The organism is Neobacillus sp. OS1-2, assembly GCF_030915505.1.
Lineage (GTDB): Bacteria > Bacillota > Bacilli > Bacillales > Cytobacillaceae > Neobacillus.
Map to the genome: position 1 here is coordinate 4150173 of NZ_CP133265.1, position 13982 is coordinate 4164154.

At 38.2% G+C, this 13982-nt stretch carries 17 protein-coding genes, 1 pseudogene and 1 riboswitch; of the genes and pseudogenes, 12 read left to right on the plus strand and 6 right to left on the minus strand.

The genetic code is table 11. The features are described from left to right. Positions 1-66: 66 nt before the first annotated feature. Positions 67-1191, minus strand: a complete 1125-nt coding sequence (locus RCG19_RS20665) for an NADH:flavin oxidoreductase (protein ID WP_308108679.1) — start codon at positions 1189-1191, stop codon at positions 67-69. Positions 1192-1390: 199 nt separating this feature from the next. Between RCG19_RS20665 and RCG19_RS20670 the strand changes: the two genes are divergently transcribed. Next, positions 1391-1822 carry a DUF2383 domain-containing protein gene (locus RCG19_RS20670; protein WP_308108680.1) on the plus strand — a complete coding sequence of 144 codons (432 nt, stop codon included), beginning with the start codon at positions 1391-1393 and terminating at the stop codon, positions 1820-1822. Between the two features lie 82 nt (positions 1823-1904). Further along, complete coding sequence (locus tag RCG19_RS20675) at positions 1905-2471, plus strand: CBO0543 family protein (RefSeq protein WP_308108681.1); 567 nt, start codon at positions 1905-1907, stop codon at positions 2469-2471. 466 nt (positions 2472-2937) lie between these two features. Here the strand turns inward: RCG19_RS20675 and RCG19_RS20680 are convergent, their stop codons facing one another. Both RCG19_RS20680 and csaA read right to left on the minus strand, forming a co-directional pair. Beyond that, complete coding sequence (locus RCG19_RS20680; RefSeq protein ID WP_308108682.1) at positions 2938-3918, minus strand: NAD(P)-dependent alcohol dehydrogenase; 981 nt, start codon at positions 3916-3918, stop codon at positions 2938-2940. Positions 3919-4219: 301 nt separating this feature from the next. Then, positions 4220-4552: a chaperone CsaA gene (gene csaA, locus RCG19_RS20685; protein ID WP_166241562.1), complete on the minus strand. Its 333-nt coding sequence runs from the start codon at positions 4550-4552 to the stop codon at positions 4220-4222. A 401-nt stretch (positions 4553-4953) separates the two neighbouring features. Here csaA and RCG19_RS20690 point away from each other — a divergent pair, with 401 nt between their 5' ends. The 3 genes from RCG19_RS20690 to RCG19_RS20700 all read left to right on the plus strand — a co-directional run bounded on the left by RCG19_RS20690 (position 4954) and on the right by RCG19_RS20700 (position 6289). Further along, positions 4954-5406 carry a GNAT family N-acetyltransferase gene (locus tag RCG19_RS20690; protein ID WP_308108683.1) on the plus strand — a complete coding sequence of 151 codons (453 nt, stop codon included), beginning with the start codon at positions 4954-4956 and terminating at the stop codon, positions 5404-5406. Between the two features lie 365 nt (positions 5407-5771). Continuing rightward, positions 5772-5960 carry an amino acid transporter gene (locus RCG19_RS20695; protein ID WP_166241426.1) on the plus strand — a complete coding sequence of 63 codons (189 nt, stop codon included), beginning with the start codon at positions 5772-5774 and terminating at the stop codon, positions 5958-5960. A gap of 146 nt (positions 5961-6106) precedes the next feature. Continuing rightward, a complete protein-coding gene (locus tag RCG19_RS20700) occupies positions 6107-6289 on the plus strand; it encodes a hypothetical protein (protein ID WP_166241424.1) in 183 nt (60 codons plus the stop codon). A 336-nt stretch (positions 6290-6625) separates the two neighbouring features. Here the strand turns inward: RCG19_RS20700 and RCG19_RS20705 are convergent, their stop codons facing one another. After that, positions 6626-7201, minus strand: coding sequence for a dihydrofolate reductase family protein (locus RCG19_RS20705; protein WP_308108684.1), 576 nt, complete (start codon positions 7199-7201; stop codon positions 6626-6628). A gap of 208 nt (positions 7202-7409) precedes the next feature. After that, positions 7410-7691: pseudogene (locus tag RCG19_RS20710) on the minus strand (cell wall hydrolase); the annotation flags it as partial. Positions 7692-7803: 112 nt separating this feature from the next. Between RCG19_RS20710 and RCG19_RS20715 the strand changes: the two are divergent. Next, on the plus strand, positions 7804-8481 hold the full coding sequence (locus RCG19_RS20715; RefSeq protein WP_308108685.1) for an HAD family hydrolase: 678 nt from the start codon (positions 7804-7806) through the stop codon (positions 8479-8481). 207 nt (positions 8482-8688) lie between these two features. After that, positions 8689-8877 carry a hypothetical protein gene (locus tag RCG19_RS20720; RefSeq protein WP_308108686.1) on the plus strand — a complete coding sequence of 63 codons (189 nt, stop codon included), beginning with the start codon at positions 8689-8691 and terminating at the stop codon, positions 8875-8877. Between the two features lie 669 nt (positions 8878-9546). Here RCG19_RS20720 and RCG19_RS20725 read toward each other — a convergent pair. Next, positions 9547-9816: a hypothetical protein gene (locus RCG19_RS20725; RefSeq protein ID WP_308108687.1), complete on the minus strand. Its 270-nt coding sequence runs from the start codon at positions 9814-9816 to the stop codon at positions 9547-9549. 176 nt (positions 9817-9992) lie between these two features. Continuing rightward, positions 9993-10101, plus strand: a riboswitch (TPP riboswitch). A 98-nt stretch (positions 10102-10199) separates the two neighbouring features. On the opposite strand from RCG19_RS20725, the gene RCG19_RS20730 reads away from it, so the two are divergent. Genes RCG19_RS20730 through RCG19_RS20750 form a run of 5 tightly spaced genes read left to right on the plus strand, consistent with a single transcriptional unit; the run spans position 10200 to position 13951 of the window. After that, entirely contained in the window at positions 10200-10838 is a 639-nt protein-coding gene (locus tag RCG19_RS20730) for a thiamine phosphate synthase (protein ID WP_308108688.1), read from the plus strand. Continuing rightward, positions 10813-11952 (plus strand): glycine oxidase ThiO, encoded by a 1140-nt coding sequence (gene thiO / locus RCG19_RS20735; protein ID WP_308108689.1) that lies wholly within the window; start codon positions 10813-10815, stop codon positions 11950-11952. The genes RCG19_RS20730 and thiO overlap by 26 nt, the downstream gene beginning before the upstream one ends. A 10-nt stretch (positions 11953-11962) precedes the next feature. Further along, positions 11963-12166, plus strand: a complete 204-nt coding sequence (gene thiS, locus RCG19_RS20740) for a sulfur carrier protein ThiS (protein ID WP_308108690.1) — start codon at positions 11963-11965, stop codon at positions 12164-12166. Position 12167: 1 nt separating this feature from the next. Continuing rightward, the gene (locus RCG19_RS20745; RefSeq protein ID WP_308108691.1) at positions 12168-12935 is read left to right on the plus strand and encodes a thiazole synthase; all 768 of its coding nucleotides are present in this window, start codon (positions 12168-12170) and stop codon (positions 12933-12935) included. Then, on the plus strand, positions 12932-13951 hold the full coding sequence (locus tag RCG19_RS20750) for a thiazole biosynthesis adenylyltransferase ThiF (protein ID WP_308108692.1): 1020 nt from the start codon (positions 12932-12934) through the stop codon (positions 13949-13951). Before RCG19_RS20745 ends, RCG19_RS20750 begins: the two co-directional genes overlap by 4 nt. The last annotated feature ends 31 nt before the right edge of the window (positions 13952-13982 follow it).

The window sequence follows — 13982 nt, forward strand, 5'->3', positions numbered from 1 at the left end:
CAGGCAATGTCCAGAAATTTGGATGGTGCCTGGCACTGTTTTATTTTTCACAGTTCTTGAATGTAATTAAAGTAGCTGTTTCTCGGATTCCTTCGTATAATGCAAAACTTGATCAAGTTTCCCATTTTTGAGTTTTACTGCCCATTCAGGATCAGCTAGCAGTGCGCGACCGACTGCTACGTAGTCAAATTCGCCTGCTTTGATTTTTTCATCGACAATTTTGAGATTGTCTTCAATTGTGACATGATCATGATCCTGATTGCTCAGAAAGGCGCGGTTTATTCCGATAGAACCGACCGCAATCGTTGGCTTTTTAGTAATTCGTTTCGTCCAGCCGGCTAAGGTTAATGATGGATCTTCATCTTTAAATTCAGGTTCCCATATTCGTCTGGTAGAGCAGTGGAAAATATCTACACCAGCTTCAACTAAAGGAGTGAGCAATTGTTCAAGCTCTTTAGAGTTCTTCGCTAATTTAGCTTGATAATCGGTTCCTTTCCATTGTGAATAACGAAAGACAATAGGAAAATGGGGCCCAACTTCTTTTCGGCAAGCACGTACAATATCTGCAGCAAATTTTGTTCGTTCGCCTAGATCCCCACCATACTCATCATTTCGCTTATTCGTTACTTCCCAAAAGAATTGATCAATTAAGTATCCATGCGCGCCATGCAATTCAATTCCGTCAAAGCCGATGCGCTTCGCATTTGCTGCTGCTTCAGCGTATGCATCAATCATTTCAGCAACTTCTTCACTCGTTAACGCCTTTATTTTCTCATTTCTCTGGCCTCTTAACGAAAATCCAGAAGGACTCACAGGGGGTGCATCAATATTGGGTTCACTGCCTGCTTTTCGAGCGGCACCTACATGCCATAATTGCGGAATGATTTTGCCCCCTGCTTGATGGACTTCATTCACTACATTTGCCCAGCCATGTAAGGCATCCTCCCCATAAAAACGGGGAATATCGGCGTGCATGACAGCAGCCGGATGGTTGATCGCTGTCCCTTCCGTTATGATGAGCCCAATTTCATTTTCTGCACGTTTGCGGTAATAGTGGGCAACATTTTCCCCTGGGATTCCCCCGGGCGAAAAGATTCTTGTCATGGGGGCCATCACTAACCGACTTGCTAACATTTCATTTCCAAATGGTGCAGTTTGAAACAATGTATGTCCTGCGTACCTTTGATCCAAGGCGAGCACTTCCTTCCATTTATTGCATTTAACGTTCTTCCTTTATTCTACATTTCCACTAAACAAAGATAAACCGATATGTTTATGTTTCTACCTTTGTAAAAACGATAGGAGACGTTCCACGACCACCAGATTATAAAAACATAAAGGATAAAAAATCCTAAAATTCTCATAATAAAAGAAAAACGGGTGTGAGCAAATGAAAAACGAAGAGATTGTAGTTGAGGAATTAAATACATTATTAAGAGGTACTTATATGGGGATTCATGCTTTTGAACATCATATTCAAAGACTGGACGATGAACAAGTAAAGCAGAAGTTCCAATCTATGCAGCAACAGGCCAAACAGAATGCTCAAAAACTTGCCGAACGGATCCAAAATTTAAATGGTGTCCCTGCAGATAGCGAAGGGGTATCAGGCAAGATGCACAGTTTGATGCACAAGGTAATGCTTACGAATGATACAAGAGACATTATGAAAGACGCCTTAAAAGGAGTGGAACAATACGGTGTTGAATATTCAGAAGAACTCGTAAGGGGAGATCTTGATCCGGAAAGTAGAAAAATAGTAGAAGAGGTAATAGATACAAGCCGTATGCAAGCGGAAATGCTAAGGAATTTACTTCATTGAAGCAGGGTTGTAGTTTGATGAAATGGATACTATTACAAAAGGGTAAGTTTACAACGTAATTAATTAAGAGAGAGTGAAATCTTTGAAAACGACCCATCCAAGTTATGATGAAATACGAAACATAGAATATAAACTAGGGCAAATGAAGCATGAATATTGGATTCATCATGATTTATTCTCTTTTCAATGGTGGGTGCTTTTGTTCGTTTTAATTTTTCCGTGGATTTTTTGGTTGAGATATGTAGATAAAAAAAGAATAACGGAAATTGTTCTTTTTGGCAGTCTATTAATGCTCTTAGTTGAACTTTTAGACGATATTGGTATAAATCTGCATTTGTGGTCCTATCCATATCAATTATTTCAGCTCATACCAAGATTAACACCGATTGACAATGGAATAATCATCGTTGCTCATATGTTTGTTTTTCAGTTTTTTGAAAAATGGAAGTCTTTTTTAATTGCCAATTTAGTAATGGCAACAATTTTTACTTTTATATTTGAACCAATTACAGTCTGGTTAAATATTTACAAGTTAGAACATTGGAAATACGTATATTCTTTACCTATTTATATTATAAAAGCTGGATTTATAAAATGGGTTGTTGAAAGACTCATAAATATAAAAAATGAAACAATCAGGAGAAATTAATTCATTAAATTACTTTCAATTTACTTTTCTTCTTGAACTAAATGGAAATTATATACAGTGTTAACGGCAAAACATTGCTATGGGACGGTCCTCTATCATTGGTTATTTGTATACATAGAATAAGTGTTTAAGGACTTGATTTAGAGCTTCTGTGGGTTACGATTTGTATTTGGCAATAAAAAATAAAAAATACTGTTTACGCCAGTATGTTCTATGAATGTAACAAAGCCTATTATGTGCAGGGATTGTATAAAAACGTGCATAATTTAGGCTTTTTAATTTTACTCGTAATTGTGGTAAAGCACCCGTTTGTTTAAGAACAATTATTCACAAACTCAAAATTTCTGCTACCTAATCGACATTTTAATACCACCTTAATTATTGGGGAAAATACTTTTGAGGTGATTTGAGTGATTAAAAAGGTTCGCCGCAGCGATCGTCACTTTTTTACTACCCACCTATTTGTTTAAGTCTGATTATTTTCCAGGCAGACGACCACCTTTCCCTTGGCATGTCCTTCCCCAAGATAACGAATAGCCTCTTCAACCTGACTTAACGAGTATCGTTTATCTATAACAGGTACAAGCTTACCAGCAACGAAAAGTTCTTTTAAAAAATTTTGGTCATTTTTATTTGGTTTATGAACAAGGATAGCCATCTTCTTGCTTTCAGTTTTATAAATCATGGGTCCCAGCAACAAAAGTTGCAAGATTAGAGACATGGAGCCTCCGATCATAACATATGTTCCTTTGGGATTTAGTACACGCTTGTAGTCGAAGATAGACCGAGTTCCTACTACATCGAGAATCAAATCATAAAACTTTCCTCTTTGTGTGAAATCTTCATCAGTGTAATCAATAATATGGTCTGCACCAATGTCGATTAGTGTATCTAATTTTTTCCCACTGTCCACACAAGTTACTTCAGCCCCATATAATTTGGCGATTTGCAATGCAAAGGTCCCAACACCTCCACCAGCACCATTAATTAAGACCTTTTTAGCTTCATGAATCTGTCCTATATCACGAAGCCCCTGGAGAGCTAGAACTCCCGCTTGCGGTATCGCAGCTGCCTCCTCAAATGTCATACTGGCTGGCTTTAACGTCAATGCCTCTGCATGAATACTTACATATTCCGCAAACCCACCCCAACCACACCAGGATATGTCTCCGAATACTTCATCCCCTATAGAGATATGATTTACTTCTCTACCAATTGCTTCAACCCTTCCTGCTATATCAGCACCGAGGATTTTGTATTTTGGTTTTAGCAGGCCCCCAAGACGAGACAGGAATGGTTTGCCTCTAAGAAGGTCCCAGTCCCAAGAATTCACAGAAACAGCATGAATCTTTACCAATACTTCATTTTGTTTTAGAGTAGGTATTTCTATTTCTTTTAGATTAAGAACGTTTGTCGTTCCGTATTTATTGTAAACCATCGCTTTCATAATGGATTCTCCTTCAAAATTTGAGTATTGACAAAATTTCATTCTGTTCCTGCCTTTTCATTGCTCATTATTAAAGGGTTTGATGAAGTTATAACAGATATCTGTTTTTAGAGTATTTTAATTATAAGACTTCCTTTATGAATATCGTTCTTATTTATATGTGGAATACCATATATTTCTTCCTGATTTTGTTGAATTCCTTCTTCAAATAACCTGCCACTTTAGTTGAATAAAGAAAGAGTGATTCCTCGTAATTAAAAACCGTTGAAATAAAAAAGACCGTCATTGTGACGATCCATACCTAGGCAATCGGTGTGCCATTTTTAACAGGCTCATCTGGCTTTAAGAGAACTACATCACCCTCTTCTGGAACACCCCCAATAACTAATACCTCAGATTTGAATCCAGCTATTCGTCGAGGTGGGAAATTTACAACTGCGACCACTTGACGACCTATTAACATCTCTGGAGTATACCTTTTTACTATTTGTGCACTAGATTGCTTGATACCAAATTCTTCACCGAAGTCAATACCCAGTTTAATTGCTGGCTTACGAGCCTCTGGAAAGGGTTCAGCACTTATTACAGTACCAATACGAATATCTAGTTTTTGAAAATCCTCAATCGTTGCCATGGACAAAACTATTACCTCCAAAAAATTCAAATTACTTTTTCTGTATTTATATTAACAATTAATGGTACCTTTAGGAATATCCTTGTTCAACTAACCTGCCCCGTTAGCACAATAAGTAAAGGTTGAGATAAATGTATAAATAGTAACACACATACAGCTAAGGTTTCATCAGGCAAACGAGCTTATCATACCCATCTCTCCAAGTAAGTCCTATCGCTGTTTACGTTAAAAACTATAATTATTTTCTGAAGATAATAAATAAACAAAGTTAGAAATGAGGCTGTTCTACTTCCGATATTTACGTTGAATACGGTCAAAAATCATACTGTATATAATGGCAAGGTAGTTCAATAAGGAAATGGTAAAATGAAAGAAAATACTGTAATGCAGGGGAGGGTAATATGGTTATTCGTAAACTAAACATAGATGAAGAACCTCCAATGGATTTGTTGTTATTAGCTGACCCTTCTAAAGTAATCATTAAAGAATATATGCAAAGAGGGGAATGCTTTGTAGCCGAAACGGATGCTCAAATAATTGGGGTTTATGTCCTACTGCCGACAAGACCAGAAACCGTAGAGCTGGTGAATATTGCTGTAATAGAAACCCAGCACGGTAAAGGCTTGGGGAAACAACTTGTAATAAATGCAATTCAAGTGGCTAAGTCAAAAGGATATAGAACCATAGAAGTCGGAACAGGAAATTCAAGCATTGGACAATTAGCCCTTTATCAAAAATGTGGTTTTAGAATTACTGGTGTTGATATAGACTTTTTCATTAGGCACTATCCAGAAGAGATTTTCGAAAACGGGATACAATGCCGGGATATGGTTCGATTATCTCAAGATTTGTAGGTGCAAAATGGAACTCCTTGTTGAACCACCATGAAAATAAGTTTCTTCACGAATTGAAAATGACAATACTTAGGAAGACCCTGCTCAATCGTTAAAAAAAGAGGAGAGCGGTAATTAATAAATCTATGGATTGGGGTTGACTGGATTAAGGTCTATATCAGTATTGACACCACCTAACCATTTTCATTCTCTGTGGTGCAGCTCTGCTGCATGGATGGGTAACGGGTAGCAATAGTTAAAGTTAAGGATCGCCGCGGCGGTCTTTTTCTTGTTCCACTAACTATGCAGGTTATTTCAGGAAGACATACAAAAAGTCCCAATACAGAGGACTGAATAATGTTATTATTTAGTAAAGGGGTGGTTGTATGAAGGATGAGAATAAACCATTTAATGATGCAATAGACCATTTTAACGAGATTGAAGGAAATGCTGGTAACCCTTCTAATGCTAAGATAAACAGGTTACCAAAACCATTAAAATACTTTGGATACTTTATGGTTGGTTTCATTTCATTATCCATTCTGTTAATGATTATAGTTAATTTATTAAATTAACTAATAGCTGACTGGTGGCATTTTCTTGTGGTGCTAACGGGTCAGGTTAGTATAACAGTGTAGTTTAAAGTGTGTTTAACAAACGGGGCATTTAAAAGAAAAAAATGTAAAGTTTAGACAAAATAATAATCAAGAGGGTGTTAAATATGTCTAATGGTGTTATTGCCATAGTTGCCTTAGTCTCCGCTGTGATATGGATTACGGTTTCCAAAGAGGCTGTAAAACCTTCAAAAGAGATAAATTGGCGAAAAATGATAACCTTACTGTTCGCAGGAACTTTATCGGCATTAGTTATAACTATTTCGCTTTTTCAAAGCCTGCCGTTTTAGTTCCGTTAACGGGTGATATTGTTTAATAAGCGTCTCTTTCTTATTCAACTACCATGAAAATAAGTTTCTTAAATGTCTTTTCCTCTAAACCAAAAGACTCCCATCACATGAAAAAGGAGAATGAATTCATTATGGAATCATCCCCTCAAATAGTTTGAATATGCTTATACTTATATTACTCATTAATGACTAGCTAAACGTTTTCAAAATCCGCCTTAAACAACAGAATAGCATCCATATTTACAGCAAAATCATGGTCACTGATATTGAAATTGGTATATTTAACCATCTATGGAATGCTATCGTATCTGACGTAATTTGCTTTAGAAGACAAGGTCATCTCACCGTCTGGTAAACGAGGGCTATGGCTCCAGAATCAAATGTCTTGTTTTCGATAAGTTTAAGATTGATCTTCTCCTTGTGACCTTGGAATAACGGCAACCCGCTGCCAACCAGGACGGGAGAAACCGTAATTTTATACTCATCTATTAAATCAAGCTGCATAAGGTAGTGTGCTAACCTTGGACTGCCGAGGATGACCATATCCTTGCCTGGCTGCTGTTTGAGGTTCTTGATCTCTTCCTCGACATTTTCTTTCACCAGTCTGGAATTGTTCCATTCGACTTTCTCCAGAGTGGTTGAAAAAACGATTTTGGCAGTCTTTCCGATCCACTCGGCATGATTCCGTTCATGCTGCGAAGCTGAGGGGTTCGAAGGCACAGATGTCCAGTAACTGTGCATCATCTGATAAGTCCCACGTCCCCATATGACAGTGTCGGCAGTACTCAGAATTTCTTTCGCGTGTTTCTCCAAGTCAGCATCGTAGGAAACCCAGCCGATGTCCATTTCACCGTTCGGACCTTCTACAAAACCGTCAAGCGATGCGTGCAGAAATAGAACGAGTTTTCTCATTTTTTAGTTCTCCTTTGTTCATGAGGGATATTTTCTTCAGACTTCTTTACCTCCAATGTAAGTATAACCAATTTTTTTATTAATTCGGGTAAAAAAGTTCTTTTAGTTATTCAATCATTGAAGAAGATAGTTGTATGAAGGTATAAAAGTAATGCAATAGTCGTCATTTTACTTATAAACTGTATGCTATAAAAACTGAGAATTCTTATTATATAGGCAATGACACACTATCACATGTTCCAGGTTTTGGTTCATAAAAACAGTGTTCTTTAAATTGACCAGTATGAGGTTGACCGTACCATGTAGGAGGACACGATGGTGCTGTTGGATTAAAGTACCAAAGTGCATATTTTGCAGGATGATCTCTCCAAGAATTAATATTTTGTTGTGCTAATCTTCTTTCAGAGGCTCTTAATCTTTGATAAAATTCATTCCCTTTTTGCACTACTTCAAAAGAAAAATTTCCACCTTGTACTTGAAATATTACATCATGACTTCTAGCCCTTACTCTTGGCATATCATCACCTCCCAAATTATTGTATGAAAAAAGCCTTCCTTCATTGGAAGAAAATAGAGCCAATATTAATTAGGGAGAGAAAACAATGACACAATCATTAATCTTTGATATGGATGGAACACTATTTCAAACAGATAAAATTTTAGAAATATCACTTGAAGACACTTTTAACCATTTGCGGTCACTAAATAAATGGGATACAGTAACACCTATTGATAAATACCGTCAAATTATGGGTGTACCTTTACCAAAGGTATGGGAAACCTTGCTACCTAATCATAACAATGAAGAAAGAGAACAAACGGATGCATATTTTTTAGAGAAATTAGTTAGAAATATAAGAAGTGGGAAAGGTGCTTTATATCCAAATGTAAAAGAAGTTTTCACTTTTTTAAAAGAACATAATTGTTCAATTTATATAGCAAGTAATGGTTTATCTGCATATCTAAAAGCAATTGTGAGTTATTATAATTTGGATAAATGGGTTACTGAAACATTTAGTATTCAACAAATCGAATCGTTAAGTAAATCAGACTTAGTTAGGAGTATTCTAAAAAAATATGATATTACTAACGCGGCAGTAGTTGGAGACCGTTTATCTGATATTAATGCGGCTAAAGATAATGGTTTAATTTCAATTGGATGTAATTTCGATTTTGCACAAGAAGATGAACTTTCTCAGGCTGAAATTGTAATAGATGACCTAATTGAATTAAAGGCAATATTGCCAAAATTGGAAAATATGTATTTAACTAACAAGTAAATAGCTACGAATGATAAGGGCAGTCAACCAAATAGCAGTGTGAATTACTCTGCTATTTTAGCTGCTTTTATACCTGTGGGTACTCCAAAAGGTAAGTTTAACGTTTAAATGGAATGGTATGCCCCATTTTCGATAGTTGAATAAGACGACATAAAAATGATCATTTCATCATATTTATCATCAATGAGAGGGTTAAGAGGTGAAAATATGTTACGGAAAGTTGGCGGCAGATTCATCTGGTTTCTGATTGGAAGTTCGATCTTTGCTACATTTATCGGGTATACCCTGTTTAAAGCTGGCCTCATATCATTTCCAGGTTTTCAAAAATCCCAAAGAGCACTAGATAGTAATGATCGTAATCGAAATAGAAGAGTTGGTAGAATTCGAATTACGTAGAGAGTGGAACATCAATTTTTAAAAAAATAGCAAGGCGAGTAAAAAATGCAGCGTGAACAAAATCATGATGCATTTTTAATTTGGTTGGTGTCAGGCACCATGGCCTATGGACAATAAGTATTGTACATTAAGAAAGAGGGTCAAAGCTTCTGTCATTTGCATTGCCGTTTTGAGTGCTAGTTTTATTGGTCTTTTTATATGATGGTCGATAAAAAGCTGCTGATTCCCGCATCTAGGATCAAGAGGGTCCGCATTTATCGGTTGGGGGTTCAGGTTAAGCTGATAAATAGACGGAAAAATTCCGCTTAATTAGAAAATATAATTAGAATAGGCATAAATAGACGGAGAGATTCCGCCTATTGACTTGAAAAATTCAAAAATTGGAGATTTTGCTTTGCATAAGCGGAAATTCTCCACTTATATCCCCCAAAAACGAGCTCTATTCTGCATCTAACCGGAAAATCTTCGCTTATTTTACTTTTGCTGGATACTCGATTAAGGACAAGACATCCTAATAAAGAAACTCGCCAATAGCTATGGCGAGTTTAACTTTTTATATACCAATAATGATGCCAATACTAATGCCATTTTAGCACGTATTTTAAGAAAAGCACCTCAAAACGGAACCCTTTATTATCAGCATCAGTTTTGCACTGATACTTAAAGATTTTAGTTCTTCATTTGTACCGAATCAAAGATGCAATTTGCAATGAAGCGATTGCTGTAGTGCGTGTGTGCTCTAAAGGCTAGCTCATTGGCAAAAAGAGTAAATGTATCAAAAACATTGTCCCCCTTATAGAGCATGGCATTGGCAACACCGCGTTTTGCCTGGTTCATTGGAATAACAAACGTTCCCTTAGGATACATTCTTCCGTTTATTTTCATATATTTCATTGTTTGTTTGACCTTCACGCCATTTCGAAGTAAATATTGGACCATTTTATGTGCTTCCAGAATATTTTTTTGTTGAGATTTATAAATGGGAATCAAATAGTAGTCGGTAAAGAAATGACTATTTTTCCCTCTGATTCGTCCTAATGAAAAAGTATTTGACAATTTTAACAAGAATGCTAACATTATCCATGTAAGGTCATCAATAAAAATAATAAATAAAGTTTATCCGCTAGAGGTGCCTTTTTAAAGGGCTGAGATTGAAGTGCTACTTCAGGACTCTATGAACCTGATCTGGATCATACCAGCGTAGGGAAGTGGAAACTGGATATTTGAGGAATGCATTTTTCTATTTCAAATTTCAACCACTTTCTTAATCATAGGAAGTGGTTTTTTGTTTTTACTTTTAGCGGAATCTTCTGAAAGGGGTGATGAGTATTTTCAAAGAGAAAGAGTTTCATATCATTTCCAATGGTAAGATGCCGATTGAGCAGTTCCGGGAAATTATCATTGATATTCACCCCTATGTAACGGCCATCCATTTACGGGAAAAACAAAAAACGGCTCGAGAACTATTTCGAACGGTTCAACTTTTACATTCTGCCAATATCCCGCTTTCAAAGGTTATCATGAATGATCGCCTGGATGTTGCCTTCGTTACAAGGGTTGGTGGGGTTCAATTAGCCTTTCACAGTTTAGAACCAGCTATTGTGAAGGAAAATTTCCCTCAGTTTCGGATCGGGAGCTCGATTCATTCTTATGAGGAAGGAGTGGCTGCAAAAGCGAATGGGGCAGACTACGTCATTTACGGTCACATTTTCCCTTCTCAATCTAAACCAGATGTGGCGCCAAAAGGAGTGAGGGAATTGTCAATGTTGGCACAACTTGGCATTCCGACTATTGCGATTGGAGGCATCACACCAGAGAATACAGCACAGGTCCTTCAGGCAGGGGCAAATGGGATCGCCGTTATGTCTGGAATTCTAGATGCACGCGATCCACTAGCAGCAGTTAAGACTTACACAAAAGTATTAAAAATGGGAGATGGAAAAAGTGAAAAATTCATTTGATGTCATTATTATTGGCGGTGGAATAATCGGATCCTCCATTGCCTATCAGCTATCAAAGATGGGAAGAACAGTGGTCATACTTGAGAAGGATCGGTTGGCTTGCCAAGCAACAAATGCTGCCGCTGGGATGCTGGCTGTACAAGCGGAGATGGAACAGGATGGTCCGCTATTCCAAATGGCTCTAAAAAGTCAAGCCATGTTTCCAACTCTCTCGAGCGAATTAGTTGAATATACTGGAATTGATATCGAGTTTGTCCATAAAGGAATGCTAAAAATTGCGGAAACCGAAGAAATAGCATCCATAGTTCAGCAACAGGTCACCTACCAAAAGAAGTGGGATCCTGCCATAACATGGCTTGATAAAAAGGAATTGCTTGAAATGGAACCATCCATATCTCCAAGCGTTTCTGGAGCCATGTTTCTTCCTAACGATGGCCATGTCCAACCAGCAAATTTATCAAAAGCATACGCTCAAGCAGCAGCCTATTTTGGCGCTGAGATTCGTGAGTATACGGAAGTCGTTTCCATTCATTATGAAAACGGTCAGGTTAAAGGAGTTAACACGTCCCATGGTGTTATACACGGAGAAAAGGTGGTCGTTGCCACCGGAGCATGGACAGCGAAATTAATGCGTGAATCCGGGCTCGAAATAAATATGTATCCAGTTAAAGGAGAGTGCTTTTCTGTCAAACCGGAAAAGCCGTTGATCAACACAACTATTTTTTCCGACAAGCGGTGTTATCTGGTACCAAAACGAAATGGAGAAATCTATATCGGTGCCACCATGATTGAGCATACATTTGATCAAACGGTTACACCTGTAGGGATTGCAAGCTTAATAGAAAGAGCCACACAACTTGTACCTGGGCTGAATGAAGCCTCGTGGGAGCGAGTATGGTCTGGAATCCGCCCGCAGACAGGGGATGGGATGCCCTACATTGGCGAACATCCAGGTTGGAAGGGATTGTACGTTGCCGCAGGGCATTTTCGAAATGGGATTTTATTAGCTCCAATCACAGGAAAACTAGTGGCGGAACTCTTAACAGGGAAATTACTGGATCAAACGCTACTTTCTGCTTTTCATTTGGAAAGGCATAAAGAAACAGTTTTGTAGGAGGGAAGGTATGGAAGTCGTCGTAAATGGGGAGTTAATCCAACTACCAAATCATGTCGTTTGTATTGCAGATGTTCTCAAGCATTATGACATTCAGGATAAAATCTTCGTCGTGGAAGTAAACGGGGAAATAGTAGTGAAACATGAACACCAGAGTACGAGAATATCAGATAAAGATCGAATTGAAATAGTCCATTTTGTAGGAGGCGGTTGATATGTTAAAAATAGGTCCATTATCCTTTCAATCTCGTTTATTACTAGGAACTGGAAAGTATCCAAGCTTTGAAATCCAAAAGGATGCTGTGGAAGTATCTGATGCTGAAATCCTTACGTTTGCAGTGAGAAGAATGAATATTTTTGAACCAAGCCAGCCCAATTTTTTGGAGCAGTTGGATACCTATAAATATACGCTTTTGCCTAATACAGCTGGTGCCAAAACGGCAGCTGAGGCAGTGCGAATCGCAAAATTAGCGAAAGCTTCAGGGCTATGCGATATGATTAAAGTGGAGGTAATTGGCTGTGATCAAACATTACTTCCTGATCCCGTAGAAACGCTAAAGGCAACGGAAGAATTGGTGAAGGAAGGATTTATTGTTCTCCCCTATACTTCAGATGATGTAGTGTTAGCTAGGAAGCTGCAAGAAGTTGGCTGTCATGCGGTTATGCCAGGTGCATCGCCAATTGGATCCGGTCAGGGGATTATCAATCCAATAAACCTTAGGTTTATCATCGAACAGGCCGTCGTTCCTGTGATTGTTGACGCTGGTATTGGCTCGCCAGCCGATGCTGCCTTGGCGATGGAATTAGGGGCAGATGGTGTGTTAGTAAATACCGCAGTGTCAGCAGCAAAGGATCCGGTAAAAATGGCAAAAGCCATGAAGCTTGCAATTAAAGCTGGACGAATAGGCTTTGAAGCTGGAAGAATCGAGAAAAAGAAATATGCAACTGCAAGCAGTCCCAAAGAAGGAATGAGTATTGGATGATTCAACGGTACTCACGGCAAGAACTATTTTCACCCATTGGAAAAGCTGGGCAACAAAAGATTTCAACCAAACATGTACTCATCATCGGAGTGGGAGCACTCGGAACAGGCAGTGCCGAAGCATTGGTCCGCGCTGGAATTGGCAAACTTTCCATCGTTGATCGTGATTATGTGGAATGGAGCAATTTGCAGCGGCAACAATTATATACAGAAGAAGATGCCAAAAACCGAACCCCAAAAGTCATAGCTGCCAAAAAGCGCTTATCAGCGGTTAATTCATCTGTGAAAATTGAAGCAATTGTTGCAGATGCTACGGCCTCAGAGCTTGGAGAATGGGCTAAACAGGTAGATCTTATCATTGATGCAACGGATAATTTTGAAACAAGAATGATGATAAATGATGTATCTCAACAAGTGGGGGTCCCCTGGATTTACGGTGCATGTGTTGGAAGCTACGGCATTTCTTACACGATTATTCCTGAAAAAACACCTTGCCTGTCATGTTTACTTAAAACAGTTCCCATTGGCGGGTTAACCTGTGATACCGCGGGTATAATAAGCCCGGCTGTTCAAATGGTGGTTGCTTATCAAGTAAGTGAAGCGTTGAAAATTCTAGTCGGTGATTTCGATTCCTTACGAAACAAACTTGTTTCCTTTGATGTATGGAAAAACCAGTTTAGTGCGATTCAAGTCGATAAATTGAAAAGTGAAAATTGTCCTTCTTGCGGGATAAACCGATCGTATCCTTATGTATCTTTTGAGAATCAAACGAAAACAGCGGTACTTTGTGGAAGGGATACGGTTCAGATCCGTCCACCCAGTCCAACTCTACGCGATTTGGCTGCACTAGAAATCGTATTGGAAAAACAAGGGGGGACGATTCAGCGAAATCCATACCTTTTATCCTATACGGTGAATCCTTACCGATTAGTGATATTTAATGACGGAAGAGTGCTTATACATGGAACGAAGGATATAACAGAAGCAAAGTCACTATACCATAGATACTTGGGTTAAAACCATAAAACCAGGGTCAGACCCCCGCCGT

Bases quoted from the DNA above. Each gene is read 5' to 3' on its own strand.
- RCG19_RS20670 (WP_308108680.1), top strand. From the start codon at position 1,391: ATGAAAAACGAAGAGATTGTAGTTGAGGAATTAAATACATTATTAAGA.
- RCG19_RS20680 (WP_308108682.1), bottom strand. From the start codon at position 3,918: ATGAAAGCGATGGTTTACAATAAATACGGAACGACAAACGTTCTTAAT.
- csaA (WP_166241562.1), bottom strand. From the start codon at position 4,552: ATGGCAACGATTGAGGATTTTCAAAAACTAGATATTCGTATTGGTACT.
- RCG19_RS20690 (WP_308108683.1), top strand. From the start codon at position 4,954: ATGGTTATTCGTAAACTAAACATAGATGAAGAACCTCCAATGGATTTG.
- RCG19_RS20695 (WP_166241426.1), top strand. From the start codon at position 5,772: ATGAAGGATGAGAATAAACCATTTAATGATGCAATAGACCATTTTAAC.
- RCG19_RS20700 (WP_166241424.1), top strand. From the start codon at position 6,107: ATGTCTAATGGTGTTATTGCCATAGTTGCCTTAGTCTCCGCTGTGATA.
- RCG19_RS20705 (WP_308108684.1), bottom strand. From the start codon at position 7,201: ATGAGAAAACTCGTTCTATTTCTGCACGCATCGCTTGACGGTTTTGTA.
- RCG19_RS20715 (WP_308108685.1), top strand. From the start codon at position 7,804: ATGACACAATCATTAATCTTTGATATGGATGGAACACTATTTCAAACA.
- RCG19_RS20720 (WP_308108686.1), top strand. From the start codon at position 8,689: ATGTTACGGAAAGTTGGCGGCAGATTCATCTGGTTTCTGATTGGAAGT.
- RCG19_RS20725 (WP_308108687.1), bottom strand. From the start codon at position 9,816: ATGGTCCAATATTTACTTCGAAATGGCGTGAAGGTCAAACAAACAATG.
- RCG19_RS20730 (WP_308108688.1), top strand. From the start codon at position 10,200: ATGAGTATTTTCAAAGAGAAAGAGTTTCATATCATTTCCAATGGTAAG.
- thiO (WP_308108689.1), top strand. From the start codon at position 10,813: ATGGAAAAAGTGAAAAATTCATTTGATGTCATTATTATTGGCGGTGGA.
- thiS (WP_308108690.1), top strand. From the start codon at position 11,963: ATGGAAGTCGTCGTAAATGGGGAGTTAATCCAACTACCAAATCATGTC.
- RCG19_RS20745 (WP_308108691.1), top strand. From the start codon at position 12,168: ATGTTAAAAATAGGTCCATTATCCTTTCAATCTCGTTTATTACTAGGA.
- RCG19_RS20750 (WP_308108692.1), top strand. From the start codon at position 12,932: ATGATTCAACGGTACTCACGGCAAGAACTATTTTCACCCATTGGAAAA.